The organism is Enterobacter cloacae complex sp. P47BA, assembly GCF_014930485.1.
In the GTDB taxonomy this organism is placed as follows: Bacteria; Pseudomonadota; Gammaproteobacteria; order Enterobacterales; family Enterobacteriaceae; genus Enterobacter; species Enterobacter bugandensis.
In genome coordinates this window covers 169398-191306 of record NZ_JADBRF010000007.1, presented here as the reverse complement: position 1 = coordinate 191306, position 21909 = coordinate 169398, and the positions used below count along the sequence as shown (strand labels likewise).

Annotated in this window: 24 protein-coding genes; 12 read left to right on the top strand and 12 right to left on the bottom strand. The window is 56.4% G+C overall.

Going from position 1 to position 21909, the window contains the following annotated elements; all coding sequences use genetic code 11:
* Nucleotides 1-22: 22 nt before the first annotated feature.
* Nucleotides 23-442 (bottom strand): DUF3574 domain-containing protein, encoded by a 420-nt coding sequence (locus IM299_RS09850; RefSeq protein WP_048958437.1) that lies wholly within the window; start codon nt 440-442, stop codon nt 23-25.
* Nucleotides 443-557: 115 nt separating this feature from the next.
* Nucleotides 558-2066: a sodium/proline symporter PutP gene (gene putP, locus IM299_RS09845; protein ID WP_041910546.1), complete on the bottom strand. Its 1509-nt coding sequence runs from the start codon at nt 2064-2066 to the stop codon at nt 558-560.
* A gap of 422 nt (nt 2067-2488) precedes the next feature.
* Between putP and putA the strand changes: the two genes are divergently transcribed.
* Both putA and IM299_RS09835 read left to right on the top strand, forming a co-directional pair.
* Nucleotides 2489-6451: a trifunctional transcriptional regulator/proline dehydrogenase/L-glutamate gamma-semialdehyde dehydrogenase gene (gene putA / locus IM299_RS09840; RefSeq protein WP_193357418.1), complete on the top strand. Its 3963-nt coding sequence runs from the start codon at nt 2489-2491 to the stop codon at nt 6449-6451.
* Between the two features lie 51 nt (nt 6452-6502).
* Complete coding sequence (locus IM299_RS09835) at nt 6503-6898, top strand: lysozyme inhibitor LprI family protein (RefSeq protein ID WP_041910548.1); 396 nt, start codon at nt 6503-6505, stop codon at nt 6896-6898.
* On the opposite strand, the gene rutR is transcribed toward IM299_RS09835, so the two are convergent.
* Complete coding sequence (rutR, locus tag IM299_RS09830; RefSeq protein ID WP_028012659.1) at nt 6895-7533, bottom strand: HTH-type transcriptional regulator RutR; 639 nt, start codon at nt 7531-7533, stop codon at nt 6895-6897. The genes IM299_RS09835 and rutR overlap by 4 nt on opposite strands.
* Nucleotides 7534-7778: 245 nt before the next feature.
* Between rutR and rutA the strand changes: the two genes are divergently transcribed.
* Genes rutA through rutG form a run of 7 tightly spaced genes read left to right on the top strand, consistent with a single transcriptional unit; the run spans nt 7779 to nt 13213 of the window.
* On the top strand, nt 7779-8870 hold the full coding sequence (gene rutA, locus IM299_RS09825; RefSeq protein WP_193357417.1) for a pyrimidine utilization protein A: 1092 nt from the start codon (nt 7779-7781) through the stop codon (nt 8868-8870).
* Nucleotides 8870-9559 (top strand): pyrimidine utilization protein B, encoded by a 690-nt coding sequence (gene rutB, locus IM299_RS09820; protein ID WP_193357416.1) that lies wholly within the window; start codon nt 8870-8872, stop codon nt 9557-9559. The genes rutA and rutB overlap by 1 nt, the downstream gene beginning before the upstream one ends.
* Nucleotides 9560-9570: 11 nt before the next feature.
* Nucleotides 9571-9957, top strand: a complete 387-nt coding sequence (gene rutC / locus IM299_RS09815; protein WP_008499822.1) for a pyrimidine utilization protein C — start codon at nt 9571-9573, stop codon at nt 9955-9957.
* A 7-nt stretch (nt 9958-9964) separates the two neighbouring features.
* Complete coding sequence (gene rutD, locus IM299_RS09810) at nt 9965-10765, top strand: pyrimidine utilization protein D (protein WP_193357415.1); 801 nt, start codon at nt 9965-9967, stop codon at nt 10763-10765.
* Nucleotides 10766-10774: 9 nt separating this feature from the next.
* Nucleotides 10775-11365 (top strand): malonic semialdehyde reductase, encoded by a 591-nt coding sequence (locus tag IM299_RS09805; RefSeq protein ID WP_193357414.1) that lies wholly within the window; start codon nt 10775-10777, stop codon nt 11363-11365.
* 12 nt (nt 11366-11377) lie between these two features.
* A complete protein-coding gene (gene rutF / locus IM299_RS09800) occupies nt 11378-11869 on the top strand; it encodes an NADH-dependent FMN reductase RutF (protein WP_227013073.1) in 492 nt (163 codons plus the stop codon).
* Nucleotides 11870-11890: 21 nt separating this feature from the next.
* On the top strand, nt 11891-13213 hold the full coding sequence (gene rutG / locus IM299_RS09795) for a pyrimidine utilization transport protein G (RefSeq protein ID WP_193357412.1): 1323 nt from the start codon (nt 11891-11893) through the stop codon (nt 13211-13213).
* Between the two features lie 58 nt (nt 13214-13271).
* Here rutG and IM299_RS09790 read toward each other — a convergent pair whose 3' ends face one another.
* The 4 genes from IM299_RS09790 to IM299_RS09775 form a co-directional block, all read right to left on the bottom strand.
* Nucleotides 13272-13772 (bottom strand): GNAT family N-acetyltransferase, encoded by a 501-nt coding sequence (locus IM299_RS09790; protein ID WP_172976458.1) that lies wholly within the window; start codon nt 13770-13772, stop codon nt 13272-13274.
* A 27-nt stretch (nt 13773-13799) separates the two neighbouring features.
* Nucleotides 13800-14069: a DUF1778 domain-containing protein gene (locus tag IM299_RS09785; RefSeq protein WP_008499829.1), complete on the bottom strand. Its 270-nt coding sequence runs from the start codon at nt 14067-14069 to the stop codon at nt 13800-13802.
* Between the two features lie 61 nt (nt 14070-14130).
* Complete coding sequence (locus tag IM299_RS09780) at nt 14131-15048, bottom strand: DMT family transporter (RefSeq protein WP_193357411.1); 918 nt, start codon at nt 15046-15048, stop codon at nt 14131-14133.
* Between the two features lie 116 nt (nt 15049-15164).
* Nucleotides 15165-15335, bottom strand: a complete 171-nt coding sequence (locus IM299_RS09775; RefSeq protein ID WP_001273664.1) for a general stress protein — start codon at nt 15333-15335, stop codon at nt 15165-15167.
* 390 nt (nt 15336-15725) lie between these two features.
* Here IM299_RS09775 and wrbA point away from each other — a divergent pair, with 390 nt between their 5' ends.
* Nucleotides 15726-16322, top strand: a complete 597-nt coding sequence (gene wrbA / locus IM299_RS09770; protein ID WP_041910554.1) for an NAD(P)H:quinone oxidoreductase — start codon at nt 15726-15728, stop codon at nt 16320-16322.
* Nucleotides 16323-16340: 18 nt separating this feature from the next.
* A complete protein-coding gene (locus IM299_RS09765) occupies nt 16341-16568 on the top strand; it encodes a YccJ family protein (protein ID WP_028012649.1) in 228 nt (75 codons plus the stop codon).
* 32 nt (nt 16569-16600) lie between these two features.
* Here IM299_RS09765 and agp read toward each other — a convergent pair whose 3' ends face one another.
* Nucleotides 16601-17842 (bottom strand): bifunctional glucose-1-phosphatase/inositol phosphatase, encoded by a 1242-nt coding sequence (gene agp, locus IM299_RS09760; RefSeq protein WP_193357410.1) that lies wholly within the window; start codon nt 17840-17842, stop codon nt 16601-16603.
* A 424-nt stretch (nt 17843-18266) separates the two neighbouring features.
* Here agp and IM299_RS09755 point away from each other — a divergent pair, with 424 nt between their 5' ends.
* Complete coding sequence (locus tag IM299_RS09755; protein ID WP_193357409.1) at nt 18267-18803, top strand: hypothetical protein; 537 nt, start codon at nt 18267-18269, stop codon at nt 18801-18803.
* 189 nt (nt 18804-18992) lie between these two features.
* Here the strand turns inward: IM299_RS09755 and IM299_RS09750 are convergent, their stop codons facing one another.
* Genes IM299_RS09750 through IM299_RS09735 form a run of 4 tightly spaced genes read right to left on the bottom strand, consistent with a single transcriptional unit; the run spans nt 18993 to nt 21894 of the window.
* Complete coding sequence (locus tag IM299_RS09750) at nt 18993-19547, bottom strand: hypothetical protein (RefSeq protein WP_135346065.1); 555 nt, start codon at nt 19545-19547, stop codon at nt 18993-18995.
* A gap of 29 nt (nt 19548-19576) precedes the next feature.
* Complete coding sequence (locus tag IM299_RS09745) at nt 19577-20176, bottom strand: LuxR C-terminal-related transcriptional regulator (RefSeq protein ID WP_193357408.1); 600 nt, start codon at nt 20174-20176, stop codon at nt 19577-19579.
* Between the two features lie 28 nt (nt 20177-20204).
* Entirely contained in the window at nt 20205-21110 is a 906-nt protein-coding gene (locus tag IM299_RS09740) for a hypothetical protein (protein WP_193357407.1), read from the bottom strand.
* Between the two features lie 10 nt (nt 21111-21120).
* Nucleotides 21121-21894 (bottom strand): OmpA family protein, encoded by a 774-nt coding sequence (locus IM299_RS09735; RefSeq protein WP_193357406.1) that lies wholly within the window; start codon nt 21892-21894, stop codon nt 21121-21123.
* Nucleotides 21895-21909: the final 15 nt, after the last annotated feature.

Genomic DNA, 21909 nt, shown 5'->3' with positions numbered 1-21909 from the left:
CGGGTTATCCCGCCGTTTTTTATTAAAACTGTACGCACACCGGCTGGTCGACCCGCATCACCGATTCCTGCGCGAAACGAGACTTATAGATCCCGCGCAACGCTTCGATGTTCTTCTCGCTCTGCGCGTCTTTACCGTGGATGAGCATCAGCGCCTTGCTCGGTTCACGCGCCACTTTTCCGTCGTTGCCCAGCCACTGCCCGCGCGCATCAAACACCGTTAAGCCATCGCGAAAACGCGGCGTCACGTCCTGGTCAACAAACTGCTGCCACTCGCTGCTGGTAATCTGCGCCCCTGCCGGGCGATTCAAGCCAAAATAGAGCGTGGTCTGCTGCATCTGGATATCCGCTTTGCAGGTCTCTACCGCCGCATGTTGCGATGGCGCGTTGCAGCCCGCCAGCATCAATAATGCCGCTGCCATTACCCCTGTTTTGATGGTCATGTATCGCTATCCTCATTGTTATAAGCACATGGATATCACAGGAAAATACGGATTTTGGCAAGAAAAAAGCCGGGTGCGCTTGCGCTTACCCGGCCTACGGTGTTACGTGGGAAAATTATTCTGCCTGAAGCTTAGTCGGCGGCGCAGTGTGGTAGTGCGCATCCGCTTCCGCAAAGCGCTTCTGCATAGAGGCAGACGGGGCTTTACCCAGCAGGCTGAACACTACAATACCGATGCTGCCGAAGATGAAGCCCGGAATGATTTCGTACAGGCCCAGCCACGCGAACTGCTTCCAGACGATGACGGTCACCGCACCGATGATCATCCCCGCCAGCGCGCCGTTGCGGGTCATGCGTGACCACATGACGGAGAACAGCACCACCGGCCCAAACGCGGCACCGAAGCCCGCCCACGCGTAGCTCACGAGACCCAGCACGCGGTTTTCCGGGTTGGCTGCCAGCGCAATGGCCACCAGCGCCACCACCAGCACCATAAAGCGCCCTACCCACACCAGCTCTTTCTGGCTCGCATTTTTACGCAGGAAGGCCTTGTAGAGGTCTTCGGTGATTGCACTGGAGCAAACCAGCAGCTGACAGCTCAGGGTGGACATCACCGCCGCCAGGATCGCGGAGAGCAAAATACCGGCAATCCACGGGTTAAACAGAATCTGCGCCAGCTCGATGAACACGCGCTCGGCGTTCTGGTTCACCGCGCCCGCCTGCGCCGGGTTATTGCTGAAGTAGGCGATACCGAAGAAGCCGACCGCACACGCGCCCGCCAGACACAGGATCATCCACGTCATGCTGATGCGACGCGCGTGAACGATGGTGTGGTGAGAATCCGCCGCCATAAAGCGCGCCAGAATGTGCGGCTGACCGAAGTAGCCCAGGCCCCAGCCCATCAGGGAAACGATGGCAACGAAGTTCAGCCCTTTCAGCATATCGACGTTTTCAATGCTCTTCTGCTTGATCACTTCCAGCGATTCGCCAAAGCCGCCGACGGTGAAAATCACAATCACCGGGGTCAGGATCAGCGCGAAGATCATCAGGCTCGCCTGCACGGTGTCGGTCCAGCTTACTGCCAGGAACCCGCCCACGAAGGTATAGAGGATGGTTGCCGCGGCACCGGCCCACAGAGCGGTTTCATAGCTCATGCCGAAGGTGCTTTCGAACAGGCGCGCACCCGCCACGATGCCGGAGGCGCAGTAGATGGTGAAGAACAGCAGGATCACCACCGCGGAGATAATGCGCAGAATGCGGCTGTTATCTTCAAAGCGTCCGGTGAAGTAATCCGGCAGCGTCAGGGCGTTGTTGTTGGCTTCGGTGTGTACGCGCAGACGGCCTGCCACCAGCTTCCAGTTGATCCACGCGCCGACGGTCAGGCCGATGGCGATCCAGCTTTCGGAAATACCAGAGATGAAAATCGCGCCCGGCAGCCCCATCAGCAGCCAGCCGCTCATGTCGGATGCGCCCGCAGAGAGCGCGGTGACCATTGGGCCTAAGCTGCGCCCGCCAAGGATGTAGTCGTCAAAGTTTTTAGTGGAACGCCATGCCAAAAACCCTATCAGGATCATGCCAAAAATATAAACGAGAAATGTCACCAGCATCGGTGTGCTAATAGCCATTCAAATTCTCCAAAATGTCGAGCGACAACCGTCCGGGTTGCCTTGTTATGTCATCACCGGAACGTAGTGATGTGTGTATGTGTTTCCGTTGGGCGCGCTATCCTGCCGTATACGCTTCCCACTGACAAACGATTTAACACTGCATTTACATGAATTTCATCCCTGGTTTTATACGTCTTTCCTATAGGTTGCACTCGCTCACATTTATACGGGTTGCACCTTTGAAAAGTGTTAAGCACCGCATAAAAACAGGCTTCACAAGCAGAAGCCAGCGCTTTTTTCCAGCTAACTATTCGTTAACAATCCATTCATTTTCCAGCTTGCAAACCAGGTCACATTTAACACGGTTGCACAAAGTTGCAACATAGTGGATATTTCACGCTATCAACAGAACGCTATTACAGAACAACAGGAGTTTTGGCATGGGGATGACCACCATGGGGGTTAAGCTGGATGACGCGACCCGCGAACGGATTAAGACCGCAGCAACCCGCATTGACCGCACACCGCACTGGTTAATCAAGCAGGCGATTTTTAACTATCTGGAAAGGCTGGAGAGCGAAGACGGCCTGCCGGAGCTGCCTGCCCTGCTGGCGGGCGCAGCGAACGAAAGCGAAGACGCCGCGACGGCGGTGGAAGAAAACCACCAGCCGTTCCTCGAATTTGCCGAGCAGATCCTGCCTCAGTCCGTCAGCCGCGCCGCCATTACCGGGGCTTACCGCCGAGCCGAAACCGACGCCGTGCCGATGCTGCTGGAGCAGGCCCGCCTGCCGGAAGCCATTGCCGCCCAGGCGCACAGCCTGGCGTATCAGTTAGCCGACAAGCTGCGCAACCAGAAAACCGCCACCGGCCGCGCCGGGATGGTGCAGGGCCTGTTGCAGGAGTTCTCCCTTTCCTCACAGGAGGGCGTGGCGCTGATGTGCCTGGCGGAAGCGCTGCTGCGTATTCCGGATAAAGCTACCCGCGACGCGCTGATCCGCGACAAGATCAGCAACGGCAACTGGCACTCCCACATTGGCCGCAGCCCGTCGCTGTTCGTCAACGCCGCCACCTGGGGTCTGCTGTTTACCGGCAAGCTGGTCTCCACCCATAACGAAGCCAACCTGTCACGCTCTCTGAACCGCATTATCGGCAAGAGCGGCGAGCCGCTGATCCGCAAGGGCGTGGACATGGCGATGCGCCTGATGGGCGAGCAATTCGTCACCGGGGAAACCATTGCCGAAGCGCTGGCGAACGCCCGCAAGCTGGAAGACAAAGGTTTCCGCTACTCCTATGACATGCTGGGCGAAGCGGCGCTCACCGCCGCCGATGCGCAGGCCTACATGGTCTCTTACCAGCAGGCGATCCACGCCATCGGTAAAGCGTCCAACGGTCGCGGTATTTATGAAGGTCCGGGCATCTCTATTAAGCTCTCCGCCCTGCACCCGCGCTACAGCCGCGCGCAGTATGACCGGGTGATGGAAGAGCTCTATCCGCGCCTGAAGTCCCTGACCCTGCTGGCGCGCCAGTATGACATCGGCATTAATATCGACGCCGAAGAGGCCGACCGTCTGGAGATCTCCCTCGATCTGCTGGAAAAACTGTGCTTCGAACCGGAGCTGGCGGGCTGGAACGGGATTGGCTTCGTCATCCAGGCCTACCAGAAACGCTGCCCGTTCGTCATTGATTACCTGATTGACCTGGCCAGCCGCAGCCGTCGCCGCCTGATGATCCGCCTGGTGAAAGGCGCCTACTGGGACAGCGAAATCAAACGCGCCCAGATGGAAGGTCTGGAAGGCTATCCGGTCTATACCCGCAAGGTCTACACCGACGTCTCTTACCTCGCGTGCGCGAAAAAACTGCTCGGCGTGCCGAACCTGATTTATCCGCAGTTCGCGACCCACAATGCCCATACCCTGGCGGCGATCTACAGCCTGGCCGGGCAGAACTATTATCCGGGCCAGTACGAGTTCCAGTGCCTGCACGGCATGGGCGAACCGCTGTACGAGCAGGTCACCGGTAAAGTGGCGGACGGCAAGCTGAACCGCCCGTGCCGTATCTATGCCCCGGTGGGCACCCACGAAACCCTGCTGGCGTACCTGGTGCGTCGTCTGCTGGAGAACGGGGCGAACACCTCCTTCGTTAACCGCATCGCAGACACCACGCTGCCGCTCGACGAACTGGTGGCCGATCCGGTGCAGGCCGTAGAGAAGCTGGCGGCGCAGGAAGGCCAGATTGGTCTGCCGCATCCGAAAATTGCCCTGCCGCGCGAGCTGTACGGCGCGGGCCGCGTCAACTCGGCGGGCCTGGATCTGGCGAACGAACACCGTCTGGCGTCGCTCTCCTCTGCCCTGCTCAACAGCGCATTGCAGAAATGGCAGGCCAAACCGATCCTTGAGCAGTCCGTTGAGGACGGTGAAATGCAGCCGGTGATCAACCCGGCAGAGCCGAAGGACATCGTCGGCTACGCGCGTGAAGCAACCGAAGCGGAAGTGGAACAGGCGCTGGAGAGCGCGGTGAACAACGCGCCAATCTGGTTCGCCACCCCGCCGCAGGAGCGTGCCGCCATTCTGGAACGTGCCGCGGTGCTGATGGAAGATCAAATGCAGTCGCTCATCGGCATTCTGGTGCGTGAGGCGGGTAAAACCTTCAGCAACGCCATCGCCGAAGTGCGTGAGGCGGTCGACTTCCTGCACTACTACGCCGGTCAGGTGCGTGATGATTTCGACAACGAGACGCACCGTCCGCTCGGTCCGGTGGTCTGTATCAGCCCGTGGAACTTCCCGCTGGCGATCTTCACCGGCCAGATTGCCGCCGCCCTTGCCGCAGGCAACAGCGTGCTGGCGAAACCGGCAGAGCAAACCCCGCTGATTGCCGCCCAGGGCATCAACATTCTTCTGGAAGCAGGCGTTCCGGCGGGCGTGGTGCAACTGCTGCCAGGGCGCGGTGAAACGGTGGGCGCCAAACTCACCTCCGATAACCGCGTGCGCGGCGTGATGTTTACCGGTTCGACCGAAGTGGCCTCCCTGCTGCAACGCAACATCGCCACCCGTCTGGATGCGCAGGGTCGTCCTACCCCGCTTATCGCCGAAACTGGCGGCATGAACGCCATGATTGTTGACTCCTCCGCCCTCACCGAGCAGGTGGTGGTTGACGTGCTGGCCTCCGCCTTCGACAGCGCCGGTCAGCGCTGCTCCGCCCTGCGCGTGCTGTGCTTACAGGATGACGTGGCTGACCACACGCTGAAGATGCTGCGCGGCGCAATGGCGGAATGCCGCATGGGCAACCCGGGCCGTCTCACCACCGACATCGGGCCGGTGATCGACGCGGAAGCCAAAGCCAGCATTGAAAACCACATTCAGGCCATGCGCGCCAAAGGCCGTCCGGTGTTCCAGGCGGTGCGCGAGAACAGCGAAGATGCCCGCGAGTGGCGTACGGGCACCTTTGTGCCGCCAACGCTGATTGAGCTGGCAAGCTTCGACGAGCTGAAAAAAGAGGTCTTCGGTCCGGTACTGCACGTGGTGCGTTACAACCGTAACAACCTCAACGCGCTTATCGACCAGATCAACGCCTCCGGCTACGGCCTGACGCTCGGCGTGCATACCCGTATCGACGAGACCATTGCGCAGGTCACCGGCACGGCCAAAGTCGGCAACCTGTACGTCAACCGCAACATGGTTGGCGCGGTCGTGGGCGTGCAGCCGTTCGGCGGCGAAGGCCTCTCCGGTACGGGTCCGAAAGCGGGCGGCCCGCTCTACCTGTATCGTCTGCTGGCGAACCGTCCTGAGAACGCACTGGGAGTCACCCTGGCGCGTCAGGATGCGGAGTATCCGGTGGATGCGCAGCTGAAAACCGTGCTGACCCAGCCGCTGGAGGCGCTGATCGCCTGGGCGGAAAAACGTCCTGAACTGCGTGCGATTGCGCAGCAGTACGGCGAGCTGGCGCAGGCCGGTACCCAGCGTCTGCTGCCGGGGCCAACCGGCGAGCGCAACACCTGGACGCTGATGCCGCGCGAGCACGTACTGTGCGTGGCGGATAACGAGCAGGACGCGCTGGTACAGCTGGCCGCGGCGATGGCCACCGGGTGTGAAGTACTGTGGCCGGACGATGCGCTGCATCGCGATCTCGCCAAACAGCTGCCGAAAGCGGTCTCGGCCCGCATTCGCTTTGCGAAGGCCGATGCCCTGCTGACCCAGCCGTTTGACGCGGTGATCTACCACGGTGATTCCGACCAGCTGCGCGAGCTGTGCGAGCAGGTGGCGGCCCGAAGCGGGGCGATTGTTTCCGTGCAGGGCTTCGCCCGCGGGGAAACCAACCTGCTGCTGGAGCGTCTGTACGTGGAGCGCTCGCTCAGCGTCAACACCGCGGCGGCGGGCGGTAACGCCAGCCTGATGACAATCGGCTAACGCTGTGCTAATAAGGCTCCGGAGACGGAGCCTTATTTTATTGGGGAGTATATGAAACGATATCTTATCGCCGGTGCGGCACTGCTGCTCAGCACCAGCGCGCTGGCCAACGAGTGCGACAACGCCACTACGCAGCTTGAACTGAACACCTGTAGCGCGCAACAGTACCAGGCAGCCGATAAAAAACTCAACCAGACCTACCAGGCCGCCATCAAACGCGCGGCGGCCCCCCAGCGCGACCTGCTGAAAAAAGCGCAACAGGCGTGGATTACCCTGCGCGACGCGGACTGCGCGTTTATCGGTTCGGGGACGGAAGGCGGGAGCGTCCAGCCAATGATTGTTAACCAGTGCCTGGCGGAAAAAACCGTGGAGCGCGAGGCGTTTCTGGCCTCGCTGATGCAGTGTGAAGAGGGCGACTTAAGCTGCCCTCTCCCGCCGGGCAATTAACGCACGCGGATCCCTTCGATAATCATCCGCTGCACGTTTTCGAGGGTGCTCTGGAAAAACGCCTCGTCCTGAAGCGTTTTACCGGTCACCGCCTCAACCTGGGCCGCAAAGTCAGCGTAATGCTGGGTAGCGGCCCAGATCATAAAGATCAGGTGCTGCGGGTCGACCGGGGCCAGCTTTCCGCTGGCAACCCATCCGGCGATAATCGCCGACTTATCGTCCACCAGCTGCTTTAAATCCCCCGTCAGCTCCGCCTGTAGCAGCGGCGCGCCCTGCAGCATCTCAAGACAAAACAGCCTTGACGCCTGCGGGTAATCGCGCGACACCTCGAGCTTCAGGCGAATGTACTCCTCGATAGCCACCAGCGGGGCCAGCTCTTCGCGAAATGCCTTGAGCGGCGCCAGCCAGATATCGAGGATCTGCTGCATCACCGCCACATACAGCGCCTCTTTCGACGGGTAATAGTAGAGCAGATTGGTTTTAGACACCCCGGACTGCTCCGCCACCTGCTCCAGGCGCGTGCCGTGAATGCCAAACTGTGAAAAGGTCTCCAGCGCGGCGCTGAGGATCGCCTGCTTCTTGGCGCTCACCGCCTGCGAACGTTTTCCGGGTGTTTTCACTGCGCCTTGTGTCATTTCCGCTCTCCATTTTCTTTCCTGCGCTCAGCATAGCAAAACCCCCGCCTCGCCACGACCTTCTGCACTCCCATCGCGCATGAGTGACTGTTTTCTGTGCAATGTTTTTGACCATTTAGTCCACATTTAGCGGCATCAATTCCCCAACCTCCCATTAACACATTAATAACACAAGCGTTTTCAAAACTGGCATTGCCTTTGCAAAACCACCGTTACACCTGCGACGTAATGAAGAGAGGTTCGTGATGAAAATTGGCGTATTTGTACCCATCGGCAACAACGGCTGGCTTATCTCGACCACTGCACCGCAGTACATGCCGACCTTTGAGCTGAACAAAGCCATCGTGCAGAAAGCGGAGCACTACCATTTCGACTTTGCGCTTTCGATGATCAAGCTGCGCGGCTTTGGCGGCAAAACGGAATTCTGGGATCACAACCTGGAGTCCTTTACCCTGATGGCCGGACTGGCGGCGGTCACCTCGCGGATCCAGATTTACGCCACCGCAGCTACCCTCACCCTTCCGCCCGCGATCGTGGCACGCATGGCCTCCACCATCGACTCCATCTCCGGCAGGCGCTTTGGCGTCAACCTGGTCACCGGCTGGCAAAAACCGGAGTACGAGCAGATGGGACTCTGGCCGGGGGACGATTACTTCTCCCGTCGCTACGACTACCTGACCGAATACGTGCAGGTGCTGCGCGACCTGTGGGGCACCGGCAAAAGCGACTTCAAAGGCGACTTCTTTACCATGAACGACTGCCGCGTCAGCCCGCAGCCGTCGGTGCCGATGAAGGTGATTTGCGCCGGGCAGAGCGACGCGGGGATGGAATTCTCCGCGAAATACGCCGACTTTAACTTCTGCTTCGGCAAAGGCGTTAACACCCCTGCCGCCTTTGCCCCGACCGCCGCGCGCATGAAGGAGGCCGCCGACAAAACCGGGCGCGACGTGGGCTCGTACGTGCTGTTCATGGTCATTGCCGACGAAACCGACGACGCCGCACGCGCCAAATGGGAACGGTATAAGGACGGCGCTGACGACGAAGCCCTGAGCTGGCTTACCGAGCAGAGCCAGAAGGATACCCGCTCCGGCGCAGACACCAACGTGCGTCAGATGGCCGACCCGACCTCCGCCGTCAATATCAACATGGGCACCCTGGTCGGCTCGTATGCCAGCGTTGCCAGAATGCTTGACGAAGTGGCGGCCGTACCCGGCGCAGAGGGCGTCCTGCTGACCTTCGATGATTTCCTCACCGGCGTGGAAACCTTCGGCGAGCGCATCCAGCCGCTGATGCAGTGCCGCGCCCACATTCCTGCCGTCACGAAGGAGGTGGCGTAATGATGACCTTAAACGCTCGCCCGGAAGCCATCACCTTTGCGCCGGAGCAGAGCGCGCTGATTGTGGTAGACATGCAAAATGCCTATGCCAGCCAGGGCGGTTATCTGGATCTGGCGGGGTTCGACGTCTCCGCCACAAGGCCGGTGATCGAGAACATCAACACCGCCGTCGCCGCCGCGCGCGCGGCGGGAATGCTCATCATCTGGTTCCAGAACGGCTGGGATGACCAGTACGTCGAGGCCGGCGGCCCCGGCTCGCCCAACTTCCACAAGTCGAACGCCCTGAAAACCATGCGCAAGCGGCCCGAACTGCAGGGCAAGCTGCTGGCCAAAGGCGGCTGGGATTATCAGCTGGTGGATGAGCTGGTCCCGCAGGCGGGCGATATCGTCCTGCCGAAACCGCGCTACAGCGGCTTTTTCAACACCCCGCTCGACAGCCTGCTGCGCAGCCGGGGCATTCGCCACCTGGTGTTCACCGGCATTGCCACCAACGTCTGCGTGGAATCGACCCTGCGCGACGGCTTTTTCCTCGAGTATTTCGGCGTGGTGCTGGAAGACGCGACCCATCAGGCCGGGCCGGAATTCGCCCAAAAGGCAGCTTTGTTCAATATCGAAACCTTTTTTGGCTGGGTCAGTAACGTTGCGGATTTCTGCGACGCCCTGAATCCTCCGCTCGCCCGTATCGCCTGAGGAGACACACGATGCCGAAATCCGTAATCATCCCGCCGGGCACCAGCACGCCCATCGCCCCGTTCGTCCCCGGCACCCTCGCCGACGGCGTGGTGTATGTCTCGGGCACGCTGCCGTTTGATAAAGACAACAACGTGGTGTTTATCAACGACCCAAAGGCGCAAACCCGCCACGTGCTGGAGACGATCAAAACCGTGATCGAAACGGCGGGTGGCACCATGGAGGACGTGACCTTCAACAGCATCTTTATCACCGACTGGAAAAACTACGCCGCGATTAACGAAATCTACGCCGAGTTCTTCCCCGGCGATAAACCGGCGCGGTTCTGCATTCAGTGCGGGCTGGTAAAACCGGACGCACTGGTTGAGATCGCCACCGTTGCGCACATCGCGAAGTGAGGCAGGCATGAAACTTTCCGTCTCGCCGCCGCCGTACGAGGGTGCGCCCGTGGTGGTCTTTATTTCCGGTCTCGGCGGCAGCGGCAGCTACTGGCTGCCCCAGCAGGCCGCGCTGGAGCCGGAGTATCAGGTGGTGTGCTATGACCAGCGGGGAACGGGCAATAACCCCGACACCCTGCCGGAGGGTTACAGCCTTGCGCAGATGGCAGACGAGCTCGCCCAGGCGCTGGCTGACGCAGGTATTGCGCGCTACAGCGTCGTCGGGCACGCGCTCGGCGCGCTGGTCGGCCTGCAGCTGGCCGTCGACAGGCCCGACGCCCTCACCGCGCTGGTGTGCGTCAACGGCTGGCTGACCCTCAATGCCCACACCCGCCGCTGTTTTGACGTTCGCGAGCGGCTGCTGCATTCCGGCGGCGCGCAGGCGTGGGTCGAGGCGCAGCCGCTGTTTCTCTACCCGGCAGACTGGATGGCCGCCCGCGCGCCGCGTCTGGAGGCCGAAGAAGCGCTGGCGCTGGCCCATTTCCAGGGTAAAACCAACCTGCTGCGCAGGCTCAGCGCCCTGAAAAAAGCCGACTTCCGCCGCCAGTCCGCACGCATTCGCTGCCCGGTTCACATTATCTGTTCCGCCGACGACGTGCTGGTGCCGTCCGTCTGTTCCGCTGAACTGCACGCCGCCCTCCCGCACGCCCACAAAACGGTCATGCGCCAGGGCGGACATGCCTGCAACGTCACCGAACCGGACACCTTTAACACCCTGCTGCTGAACGGGCTTGCCAGCCTGCTGCACAGCCCTGAACCCGCTTTATAAGGAGCTTTAATGAGCGAAGCCATTACCCCCGCCGCGCTGGAAACGCTGTTCACCGGCGCCCGCACCCACAACGGCTGGCTGGATATGCCGGTCAGCGACGAGACGCTGCGCGAGATGTATGACCTGATGAAATGGGGCCCGACGTCTGCCAACTGCTCACCGGCGCGCATTGTCTTTGTGCGAAGCGCAGAGGGAAAAGAGAAGCTGCGCCCGGCGCTCTCCAGCGGCAACCTCGAGAAAACGCTTACCGCCCCGGTGACAGCGATTGTCGCCTGGGACGGGGAATTCTACGAGCGCCTGCCCGAGCTGTTCCCGCACGGCGATGCCAGAAGCTGGTTTACCGCAAGCCCCGCGCTGGCGGAAGAGACGGCCTTTCGCAACAGCTCAATGCAGGCCGCGTATCTGATTTTCGCCTGCCGCGCACTCGGTCTGGACACCGGCCCGATGTCGGGCTTTGACCGACAAAAGGTCGACGAGGCCTTTTTCACCGGCACAACGCTTAAAACCAACCTGCTGATCAACATTGGCTATGGCGATACGCGCAAACTTTACGGACGCCTGCCGCGCCTGACCTTCGACGATGCCTGCGGACTGGCGTAAGGAGCGATCGTGATGACACTCGATAAACAAACCTTTCGCGACGCCATGGCCTGCGTCGGCGCGGCGGTCAACATCATCACCACCGACGGCCCGGCGGGGATGGCGGGCTTCACCGCCAGCGCGGTATGCAGCGTCACGGATTCCCCTCCCACCCTGCTGGTGTGCCTGAACCGCGGCGCGTCGGTCTGGCCCACGTTCAGCGAAAACCGCACCCTGTGTGTGAATACCCTGAGCGCCGGACAGGAGCCTTTATCCAATCTGTTTGGCGGCAAAACGCCGATGGCGGAACGCTTTACCGCCGCCCGCTGGCAGACGGGCGACACGGGCTGCCCGCGTCTGGAGGATGCGCTGGCCTCGTTTGACTGCCGCATCAGCCAGGTGGTCAGCGTCGGTACTCACGACATTCTGTTTTGCGACATCGTATCGATTATTCGCCACCCCGCCCCGCAAGGTCTGGTGTGGTTTGACCGCAGCTACCACGCGCTTATGCGACCCGCCTGCTAAGGCGCTTTAAGGAGACAGACCATGTTCGGATTTCCCCACTGGCAGTTGAAATCGACCTCCACTGAAGCAGGCGTGGTCGCGCCGGATGAACGCCTCCCGCTCGGGCAAACCATGGTGATGGGCGTCCAGCATGCGGTCGCGATGTTTGGCGCGACGGTATTGATGCCGATGCTGATGGGGCTCGATCCCAACCTGTCTATTCTGATGTCGGGAATCGGCACCCTGCTGTTCTTTTTTGTTACCGGCGGGCGCGTGCCCAGCTACCTGGGCTCCAGCGCCGCCTTTGTCGGCGTGGTCATCGCCACTACCGGTTTTAACGGCCAGGGGATCAACCCCAACCTGAGCGTGGCCCTCGGCGGCATCATCGCCTGCGGGCTGGTCTATACCGTGATTGGTCTCGTTGTGATGAAGATCGGCACGCGCTGGATCGAACGGATGATGCCCCCCGTCGTTACCGGCGCGGTGGTGATGGCGATAGGCCTGAACCTCGCGCCGATTGCGGTGAAAAGCGTCTCCGCTTCGCCGTTTGAAAGCTGGATGGCGGTGATCACGGTGCTGTGCATCGGCCTGGTGGCAGTCTTTACGCGCGGGATGATCCAGCGTCTGCTGATCCTGGTCGGGCTGATTGTCGCCTGTCTGATCTACGCCCTGCTGGCGAACGTGTTCGGTATGGGCAAGCCGGTCGATTTTACCCTGCTTCATCAGGCCGCCTGGTTCGGTCTGCCGCAGGTGACCTCGCCCACCTTTAACACGCAGGCGATGATGCTTATCGCCCCGGTGGCGGTGATCCTGGTGGCGGAAAACTTAGGGCACCTGAAGGCGGTGGCGGGAATGACCGGGCGCAGCATGGATCCGTACATGGGCCGCGCGTTCGTCGGCGACGGGCTGGCGACCATGCTCTCAGGCTCCGTGGGCGGCAGCGGCGTGACCACCTATGCGGAAAACATCGGCGTGATGGCGGTGACCAAGGTCTACTCAACGCTGGTCTTCGTGGCGGCGGCGGTAATGGCGATCCTTCTTGGTTTCTCACCGAAGTTCGGCGCGCTGATCCACACCATTCCGTCACCGGTCATCGGCGGCGCGTCGATTGTGGTGTTCGGGCTAATCGCCGTGGCCGGGGCGCGCATTTGGGTGCAGCATCGGGTTGACCTCAGCCAGAACAGCAACCTGATCATGGTGGCCGTCACGCTGGTGCTGGGCGCGGGCGATTTTGCCCTGACGCTGGGCGGGTTTACGATTGGCGGGATTGGTACGGCGACCTTCGGCGCGATCCTGCTTAACGCCCTGCTGAGCCGCCGGATGGCTGCCGCGCCGCAGGCCGCCGCGGCGCATCAGGATTCATGAAATCGATATGTCGGGTGACGGCTACGCCTTACCCGACCTGCATGCTCCTTAAGAGCGATCACGCCTGCTCAAACAGTCGTTCGATAGCTTTTGTCGGGAAGAACAAAGAATGGCTGTTTTCGCCTGCCAGCGGGATGAACCCCAGCTTCAGATAAAATCGTTTAGCCTGCTCGCTAAGGGCATCAACAAATATTCCATGTACTCCCACAGCCTGCGACGCCAGGTAAACCACCCGCATAGCGTGTGCAACAAGCGTTGTCCCCCACTCGTTTCCCTGTAGTTCTTTATGAATAGCCAGACGTCCCAGCGTCACGCTGGGTACGTTGAGATAAGGGATCCGACGCTGCTGAGTCTTAGAAGGAAGCATCGCTCTCTCAAAGCAACTTCCCGATAGCGTGTAATAGCCCAGCACGCGCGGATGGTCGCGCTCTTTAAGCAGGTAGGCTCGTAGAATACGTCCATTGTGCTGGCGTACCAGGTGTTCTCTCAGGAAGGCATTTAGCGAGGGTTCATCACAATCAAAATCCCCGAAATCATAGTCGGTTCCCTCTGATAACATTTCAATCGTGAGATTTGCCAAGACGCTTCACTCCATGTTTCGAAGACGTTTTGCCGCGCGCTTGAGGCGTTCATTTGGCTCTGGCGGATTGTCGATGGCATCCATCACCGCATTCCAGGAGGCTTCGTTTAACACGAGACGACGGTGCTGCTCGATGACCTCTGCAGCACGCTCTGACGCACTGTTCACCATAAACTGGGTGATCGTTTGATTCGTCATCGCCGCCGCTTCTTCAATCATTGTTTTGTCTTCGTCCGTTAAGCGAAGATCGATACGCTGTTTTTTAAGTGCTGGCATGGTTTACATCACCGTGTACGGTTTTAATCCGTACATATCCTAAGTAACGTTGCGCTTTTTTTCAATCTAAACCTTTTTCAGCAGTCAAATGACTCGCTTCACGCCCCCGCTTTCTGAGCTTTAGTTCGCTCACCAGCACCCCGGCGACAATAAACGCCGCGCCCACCAGCGCCAGCAGCGGTAAACGCTCGCCGGCCAGTCGCCCGAAAATGCCCGCCCAGACCGGTTCACCGGTGTAGATCACCGTCGCCCGCGTTGGCGATACGCTGCGCTGCGCCCAGTTCATGGTCACCTGGATAATGGCGCTGAAGATGCCAAGCCCCAGCGCGACCACCACCAGCCCCGTGGACATCGGCGGCACGGATTCCCCGGCTGGCACCATCGTCGCGAAGGCCACCAGCGACGCCGTCGCGAGCTGCACCACCGTCACGCGCTTGACGTCCACTTTCCCAGCCCAGGCGCTGATCAAAATAATTTCCGCCGCGATGGCAATGGCCCCGACGAGGGTAATGATCTCGCCCGGCCCCAGCGCCAGCAGGTTATTTTCCGGCCCGGCTAATAAAATCAGGCCGATAAACGCCAGCACGATGCCAATGCAGGACATCAGCCCCGGTAGCCGTCCGAGGCATAACCATTGCAGCAGCGGCACCAGCGGCACGTACATAGCGGTAATAAAAGCGGATTTGCTGCTGGAGATGGTCTGCAATCCCCACGTCTGCAGGCTGTAGCCCATCGCTATCGCAATCCCAATCGCCACGCCGGCCTTGAGTTCCTTCAGCGTCAGACCCCGCAGCGTTTTAAGGGAGATCAGCCCCACGGCTATCGCCGCTGTCGCAAAGCGCAGGCCGACAAAAAAGAACGGATCGCAGAGGGTCACCGCGTACTGGACGGCAAGAAAGGTCCCGCCCCAGAACATGGTGATGAGAATAAGGATGGCTTCCTGCGGTTTTATGGAGAATTTAAAGCGTGAGACGGACATGCGACACCAACAAGTGAGATCAATTCTGTAGTGTGCGTTGCCTTTGGTTACAGTTCAATGTTGCAGACATAAAAAAACCGCCGGGAAACCCGGCGGCAGGGTGTCAACCCGGCGTACTACTTATTGCTGCCGTGGCTATTTTTACCCCCTTTTTTACCAGCCTCTGATGCGCGCTGAGGGTCGTTCTTGAAGTTACCCCCGCTAGACTGGCCACCTTTACGACCTGCTTCTGATGCTCTTTCACGGTCTTCAGCGAAATTACCTGAACCACCACGATGGTTTGCCATCTCTAACCTCCAGAGTGTGAAACATTAGACATCATATTGCATTCAGTAAAAGAGGATTCTTTCACCTCGCGGCTAAAGGACAGGGCCTTTATCTGTGCCGCGTGAAACTAAGCTTAGTGGACTGAGGCTATCCGGCAAGCCACGGGTAATATTCTGCAACATGATATCCGCCTTTCGGGTCAGATAACGCGACGGAAATCTATAAGCCTTTCTTATCATTTTAAAATTCGACGACCAGAAAGTTGTTTCATTTTGCTACAGCACCTTATTGTAATCATGTTGTTATAAATCAAAGAAATGCCGTTCATTTTTGCAGTCTGGCCGTGATGTCATATCTTTAAATGAACGCAGCGATCCGCTGTCAGAAAAACCAACGAGGAGTGATGCAAAATGGCAAAAGTTCTGGTGCTCTATTATTCCATGTATGGACACATTGAAACCATGGCTCACGCGGTAGCAGAAGGTGCAAACAGAGTGGACGGCGTTGAGGTTGTGGTAAAACGCGTACCGGAAACCATGCAGGCGGAAGCGTTCGCCAAAGCCGGGGGAAAAACACAAAATGCCCCGGTCGCCACCCCGCAGGAGCTGGCGGAGTATGATGCCATTATCTTCGGCACCCCGACCCGCTTCGGCAATATGTCAGGCCAGATGCGTACCTTCCTCGATCAAACCGGCGGGCTCTGGGCATCCGGGGCGCTGTACGGCAAACTCGCCAGCGTATTCAGCTCTACCGGCACCGGCGGCGGCCAGGAGCAGACGATTACCTCAACCTGGACTACCCTTGCTCATCATGGGATGGTGATTGTGCCAATTGGCTACGGCGCGCAGGAGCTGTTTGACGTTTCTCAGGTGCGCGGCGGGACGCCGTACGGCGCAACCACCATTGCCGGTGGGGATGGCTCACGTCAGCCAAGCAATGAAGAACTCTCTATCGCCCGCTATCAGGGTGAATACGTCGCGGGTCTCGCTAAAAAACTGAACGGCTAACCCAACAGGAGGAAAAGTATGCCAACACAGGAATCCAAAGCTCACCACGTGGGCGAATGGGCAAGTTTACGCAACACCTCTCCGGAGATTGCCGAAGCCATCTTTGAAGTCGCGAACTACGACGAAAAGCTGGCCGAGCAGATTTGGGAAGAAGGCAACGATGAAGTGCTGATTCGCGCCTTCGAAAAAACGGACAAAGACTCGCTCTTCTGGGGCGAGCAAACCATTGAACGTAAAAACGTCTAAGCGTTTCCCCCCGCCATGCGGGGGGTTCTCTTTTACTTCGCCGCGTTATTCATCACCGCATTGAATTTATCAACCGGACAGAAGCCGTTCGCGTCCACCGGACAGCCCTTCAGCTCCAGCGTCACGCGCTGCGCGGGCGACTGCAGTGTCAGCACGCTGGCTTTGCGCAGCTGCTCCGCGCTCTGGTAGACATACTCAATTTTCATCAGCTCCTGATTGCTGTTTTTGTCGTGCCAGCGCTGGAAGACAATCTTGCCGCCAATCGGGGTCCGTTCCTGCTGATCGTGCAGCTGATACGGTTTGAAATCCAGCGCGGTGAGCAGTGAAGCGATGTTCGAATCGTGCCCTACCAGCAGAGTAATCTTAGGCGCTTTCGCCTGTTCGGTGACCAGCGTTTTATCGATATATTTCACCAGCGGCTTCGCCACGTTTTGCGCCACCTCGGTGGAGGTAAACAGCGAGTCCTGATAGCCGTTCTTCAGCTTCGACAGCACGCGCCACTGCTGGTCGGTCTTGATTTCACCCCAGGCCACCTGGTCGGCCGGGAAACCTTCGTAATACTGCAGCGTGAACGCGTCCACCAGCGAGTTACCCACCTTAAGCGGCCCGGATACGCCAGGCTCTTTTTCATAGTCGGCGCTGAAGGTATCTTTCGCGTCTGCCAGGGAGCAGACTTTTTTCTCTTTGCAGGACGGGGAATCGGCGTAATTTGTCATCTGCTCCAGCAGCTTATAGCTTTCGCCAAGCTGCATTTTCTGCCGCTCGGACTCCATAGCCTTCAGTGCTTTTTCGCGGAATTCCGGCGAGTTGTCGGTAATCACCGGATTGAAGGTCGGGTCCATGGTGCCCATTTTTTCCTGATGATGCACGGGAACATCGCAGCCCGGGAACGCACCGGTAATGAAGAACTGCGCGGTGGCGACGGTACGCTGCAGGCTGTTGGCGTAAGCATAAACGCTATCCGCTGGCGGACACTCTCCCGTCTTCACCATCCCCTGCTCTGCCAGCCACTCGCGTATGTAATGGCCCATATAGACTTCCAGCACGCCGCCTTTGGTGGTGAGCTGACCGCCCGGCACGTCCCACTCCGGCCACTGCTTCGGCGTGGACTGCTCCAGCACGCTGCCGTTGTTAGCGAGCGGTGCGCGCAGGTTGTGACGGCTCATGATTAACACCTGCTCCAGCTGATAGCCTTTCGGCGCGGTCTGCGCCTGTACCCCGGAGCTGAGCGCGATACCGCTTGCCACGGCGATCGCCAGTAGTGCTTTTTTCATCCCTCATTCCTCGCTTTTTTAATCATCGTAATGAGTGTGACAGGTTTGTGACAGAATGCGCGGATGGGGGTCGCAAAGTGCGAAGTTGGGTGCGCTGGTGCAACGAAAACGGTATGAGTGATATAAAACATCAGCAGACAGGAATAATAAGAATAAAACGCTTCATTAATAAATTCCCTTTCACCAACTTACCGGGCGTGAAATGCAAGGCTATTCAGACCTTAACATGCATAAACTTCATTCTTTCAGAACGTCGTACTGCCTCCCTCAACCCTGCTGGTCAATTGTTTTTATGAAACAGGTTTTTTGAAATTTAATTCAGCATAAAAGTAATATACCAGGGCCTTCAGACTTACCATGAAAATAACACTCAGGAAGTCATAGGCTTTTATTTAATATGACCGACCACAAACAGGGAATAAAGATGATAAATAAATCATACTGTTTTTACGCAACAACTATGGTACTACTGCTCTCTCTTTTTTCTGGCTGCGGCAAGAGCCAGGCGGAGCAGAACGTTGCTTATTTTGATCTGGCGAAGGTTATGAGTTTGCCAGAGCTTAGGCAGCAGGAGAAGGCGTGGATAGAATCAGTAATAGAAGTCGTAAAGCAAGAAGAGATAAATGCCTTGAAACGGTACGAAAATCTGGAGGAAGAAGCACGTATAGCGGCTCTGGAATCTAATGCGATAAGGCTTCATAAGCTGTTGAAGACGGCCAGGCGGACGGCGAAAACCAGGATTATCAACCAGGCCATTGAGACAGCCGAGGCGCTCGGTAATATACATGGATTACGCCTTGTCAGATATGGCTCTCTGATTTTGTCAGGTTCTGATGATATTGATATTACCGACCTGGTCATTAATGAATTAAAAGAGAGTAAAATTGAATTTGGTCCTCTCCCCTATTTCTCGGGTGAAACTGATTTCATCAACTATAAGGCTTCGCACTCAATGTGGTAAAAATATACTGGAGCCTTAAGCCCTTTCGACTCCAGCAGCACCAGTATGAGGTTGGTCATGTACCCCGTCCCGGATAACCCCGCTTACTGCGGGGGTACAAACGGTCGACTCAGAAATCCTTTGAAAGCGGGTAGGTTGACGTGCCTTGTAGGTCAGCGCCGGCGGCGATGATGGCTTACTCATCAGGCTTTAAACGGATGCGATCTTCATCTCAATCTCCTGCAGATCGCTGTGAAAATATCCTTCCACGTCAGTCGGTTTGAAAATATTTTCCCAAATCTGGTTAATGACCTCTGGCGTGGAAACGGCAACCTCAATAAACAGTGCAAAGATAAGTGAAATCCCTTCAGGCAGATGGGTGTAAGCTCTTCGACTACATACCTGGTTAGCCCTGAACTCGATAAGAGAGATATTCTTTTTGAAGAGGAGATCAACATCTCTCTCGGTCTTCAAATCTAAAATTTCCTTGTAAAATCGGTCAGAGATAATCGCATGTTCATTTACGGTATCGGCACTCATTAACGTACAGCCAAACCTTTCACACAGATCCTTATCCATAGCCTTTACGAGCAAACTGTTTTTTGCGTAGGTGGTAATCGGATTGAGAAACTCCTTATTTATCAATCCCAGAATAACTTCATTCTTGGTCTTGCCTAAGGTTCTGGATATGGCACTTAGGGCGTAAAGCACATCCCTGTCTATTCCAGAAACCGTTAACTCAATGTTTTTTTCTTCATCGTACATCGGATCGCTCTCCCTGTTAGAGAAAATATTTACAGCTTACTGTCAGTATTTAATATCGTGTTCTTAACAATGAAAACATCAGCCAGCGTCTTGATTCCGCACTTGGTGAAGGCTCTATATTTGTAGGTGTAGACGGTTTTCACACACATATTCAGACTTCGTGCAATATCATGAATACTCCTTCCCGCGATGATCGCATTCATGATGTATCGCTCTGTAAATGTTAAGCACAAACTTGCAAACGAAGTAATGTGATCTGAAGCTATTACCTTATTGGTTAACACATTATAGATTGCCTTCAGAAAACAATTTAAGGTATTTTTGATTAGGTAAACTTTGCCTCTAACCTGAATCCTGACAATATCACGAATGATTGAGAATATTACTGACTCCCTGGTGACACTGCGGGGTGTAATAAATTCATTTACCCCATTGTAACGCACATCAATAAGGTTGATAATTCGCGAGACCCCATGGTGCTTCGTTAACAATGCAGGGTTCTCGGCCACGGCAATCTTCAGGCCATCGCGGCTTAATTGCGGTGCGATGCGCTCCTCAATTAAGCATTTCAACCCATGCGTAAAATAGGGATTTTTGCAATGTATGGCTATGAGTATTGAACGGTTCATAACACTTCCTGTATGGAATGAAACATAATCAATCAGCGGGTATCGTAGTCACTTTTGCGTCAGCAGCCAGATTAACGGTTATGTAATAATCTTTACCCATGATTTTCCCGTTCCCAAGCCATGGGATTTGCTGATAAGCCAGAAGAAAATCATCACCTTCTTTTGAAAGGGAAGTCCCTTGATTATCAGTTATTTTGTACCCTGCGCTTGAGAGTTCACTCACTTCAATACCAGCAGACCGAAGTGTTTCAGCATTAATTTTAATCGCATTTAAATATTGGGCGGCGTAGCTAGCAATCGACGTATCAAGATCTTGTTTAAGCTCAGAAAAAGAATATTCAGATTTCTGTTGCAAATCATTGGCTATTAGCGAATAAAACTGGGCCGTGGATTTCGCCACGGCCATTTGATCGATGGCCAGTTCGTTGAAACGTGCTTTATCCCATTCGATAGTCTCGGATGGTTCCTGTTTATTGCTTTGATTCATCAGTGGCCAGAATGACCACGTTTTGCTCTTATTATTATCTGCGTCTTGCGTCTTTTTTATCTTATATGCATCCAGGTTCATTTTATTGTGCAGGGAGATCGCAAGCCACGATGCACAAGCTTTTTGCTGATGTTTACTGTCCCTATTCACCAGCAGCGAAAGCGGGTTCCCCGAAGCGGGAATGGAAGAGATATTGACATTATTTTTCGTCAGGATGAAATTGATCTCATCCTGACGTTTTACACCGCGGGCAAGATCGCATATGAGGCGCATCAATGGCTTATTCTCTTTTCCATTAACCAGCGGAAAGGCGCTCTTGAGTGCATCATTAATTACCGTATAGGCCGGCATGCTGATCGTATTGAACGGTCTGTAATCCTGCTCAGCGACGGCGTGCGCAGGATTTAACAGTAATTGTGATGAAATCAAGGCCATTTTTGCGCTCATATGCTATTCCTTATTTTACTTCTATTGTAATTCGACGATTTTCTGCCAGGCAGGCGATCACGGCTGGTGATACAGGCCCTGGACACATCACGCGTGGCATCATCGATCCCATACCTTCAACCGCGATCGCAGAAGGAGAAATGCCTTGTTCGATAAGAATTTCTTTTACTGCCTGCGCACGGGCCATTGAAAGCAGGTAATTTTTCTCCTGCGAACCAATTCTGTCCGTATGGCCAGTGACCTTGATACTCTGAGGCTTGTTACTCGTTTGTTGAATCTCTTTCGCAACCTGGCGAATTGTACGCACACCCTGCGGGCTTAATCTGCTCTCTGCGAAGGCGAACAAGGCTTCCGCTGAGATATCTTTATTATAAGTATCGCCTTTTGTTTTTTTGCCTGCTAACGTTAGGCAATTTTCTGGTTTAAACCAAGTGCTGCCAATTTTCATATGGGAATCAAATAGAACCTTATATTGGCATGTCATTTCTTCGCCTTCAGCGTTGGGAATATGGACAATGTAATCCCATTCTTTTACGCCTAATACACCCTCATTGAAATGTGGAACGCCAATCATTTCATATAAATTATGCTTGGTCATGCCGGGTTTTATTCTGGAAATATTCTCCAGCGTAACGTAACTCCCCTCTCCGACTACCGCCTGGTTTAAATCCGGGAAAATAGGTGAAGCCGTTTTTCCTGCTTTATCCACATCGCTGATAGAGTGAGTACAGCCGACCAGCGCCATTGAAAAGGCAATGGCCAGTTTATTAATGTGCAGTTTCATTTTGTGTCCTTTAAT

What these genes read in the sequence shown, in the direction of transcription:
- IM299_RS09765 (WP_028012649.1), top strand. Translation starts at nt 16,341, where the DNA reads ATGCCAACACAGGAATCCAAAGCTCACCACGTGGGCGAATGGGCAAGT.
- IM299_RS09805 (WP_193357414.1), top strand. Translation starts at nt 10,775, where the DNA reads ATGAGCGAAGCCATTACCCCCGCCGCGCTGGAAACGCTGTTCACCGGC.
- rutD (WP_193357415.1), top strand. Translation starts at nt 9,965, where the DNA reads ATGAAACTTTCCGTCTCGCCGCCGCCGTACGAGGGTGCGCCCGTGGTG.
- rutF (WP_227013073.1), top strand. Translation starts at nt 11,378, where the DNA reads ATGACACTCGATAAACAAACCTTTCGCGACGCCATGGCCTGCGTCGGC.
- IM299_RS09775 (WP_001273664.1), bottom strand. Translation starts at nt 15,335, where the DNA reads ATGGCAAACCATCGTGGTGGTTCAGGTAATTTCGCTGAAGACCGTGAA.
- wrbA (WP_041910554.1), top strand. Translation starts at nt 15,726, where the DNA reads ATGGCAAAAGTTCTGGTGCTCTATTATTCCATGTATGGACACATTGAA.
- putP (WP_041910546.1), bottom strand. Translation starts at nt 2,066, where the DNA reads ATGGCTATTAGCACACCGATGCTGGTGACATTTCTCGTTTATATTTTT.
- IM299_RS09755 (WP_193357409.1), top strand. Translation starts at nt 18,267, where the DNA reads ATGATAAATAAATCATACTGTTTTTACGCAACAACTATGGTACTACTG.
- rutR (WP_028012659.1), bottom strand. Translation starts at nt 7,533, where the DNA reads ATGACACAAGGCGCAGTGAAAACACCCGGAAAACGTTCGCAGGCGGTG.
- rutC (WP_008499822.1), top strand. Translation starts at nt 9,571, where the DNA reads ATGCCGAAATCCGTAATCATCCCGCCGGGCACCAGCACGCCCATCGCC.
- rutA (WP_193357417.1), top strand. Translation starts at nt 7,779, where the DNA reads ATGAAAATTGGCGTATTTGTACCCATCGGCAACAACGGCTGGCTTATC.
- rutB (WP_193357416.1), top strand. Translation starts at nt 8,870, where the DNA reads ATGATGACCTTAAACGCTCGCCCGGAAGCCATCACCTTTGCGCCGGAG.
- agp (WP_193357410.1), bottom strand. Translation starts at nt 17,842, where the DNA reads ATGAAAAAAGCACTACTGGCGATCGCCGTGGCAAGCGGTATCGCGCTC.
- IM299_RS09790 (WP_172976458.1), bottom strand. Translation starts at nt 13,772, where the DNA reads ATGTTATCAGAGGGAACCGACTATGATTTCGGGGATTTTGATTGTGAT.
- IM299_RS09750 (WP_135346065.1), bottom strand. Translation starts at nt 19,547, where the DNA reads ATGTACGATGAAGAAAAAAACATTGAGTTAACGGTTTCTGGAATAGAC.
- IM299_RS09850 (WP_048958437.1), bottom strand. Translation starts at nt 442, where the DNA reads ATGACCATCAAAACAGGGGTAATGGCAGCGGCATTATTGATGCTGGCG.
- IM299_RS09835 (WP_041910548.1), top strand. Translation starts at nt 6,503, where the DNA reads ATGAAACGATATCTTATCGCCGGTGCGGCACTGCTGCTCAGCACCAGC.
- IM299_RS09745 (WP_193357408.1), bottom strand. Translation starts at nt 20,176, where the DNA reads ATGAACCGTTCAATACTCATAGCCATACATTGCAAAAATCCCTATTTT.
- putA (WP_193357418.1), top strand. Translation starts at nt 2,489, where the DNA reads ATGGGGATGACCACCATGGGGGTTAAGCTGGATGACGCGACCCGCGAA.
- IM299_RS09740 (WP_193357407.1), bottom strand. Translation starts at nt 21,110, where the DNA reads ATGAGCGCAAAAATGGCCTTGATTTCATCACAATTACTGTTAAATCCT.
- rutG (WP_193357412.1), top strand. Translation starts at nt 11,891, where the DNA reads ATGTTCGGATTTCCCCACTGGCAGTTGAAATCGACCTCCACTGAAGCA.
- IM299_RS09785 (WP_008499829.1), bottom strand. Translation starts at nt 14,069, where the DNA reads ATGCCAGCACTTAAAAAACAGCGTATCGATCTTCGCTTAACGGACGAA.
- IM299_RS09735 (WP_193357406.1), bottom strand. Translation starts at nt 21,894, where the DNA reads ATGAAACTGCACATTAATAAACTGGCCATTGCCTTTTCAATGGCGCTG.
- IM299_RS09780 (WP_193357411.1), bottom strand. Translation starts at nt 15,048, where the DNA reads ATGTCCGTCTCACGCTTTAAATTCTCCATAAAACCGCAGGAAGCCATC.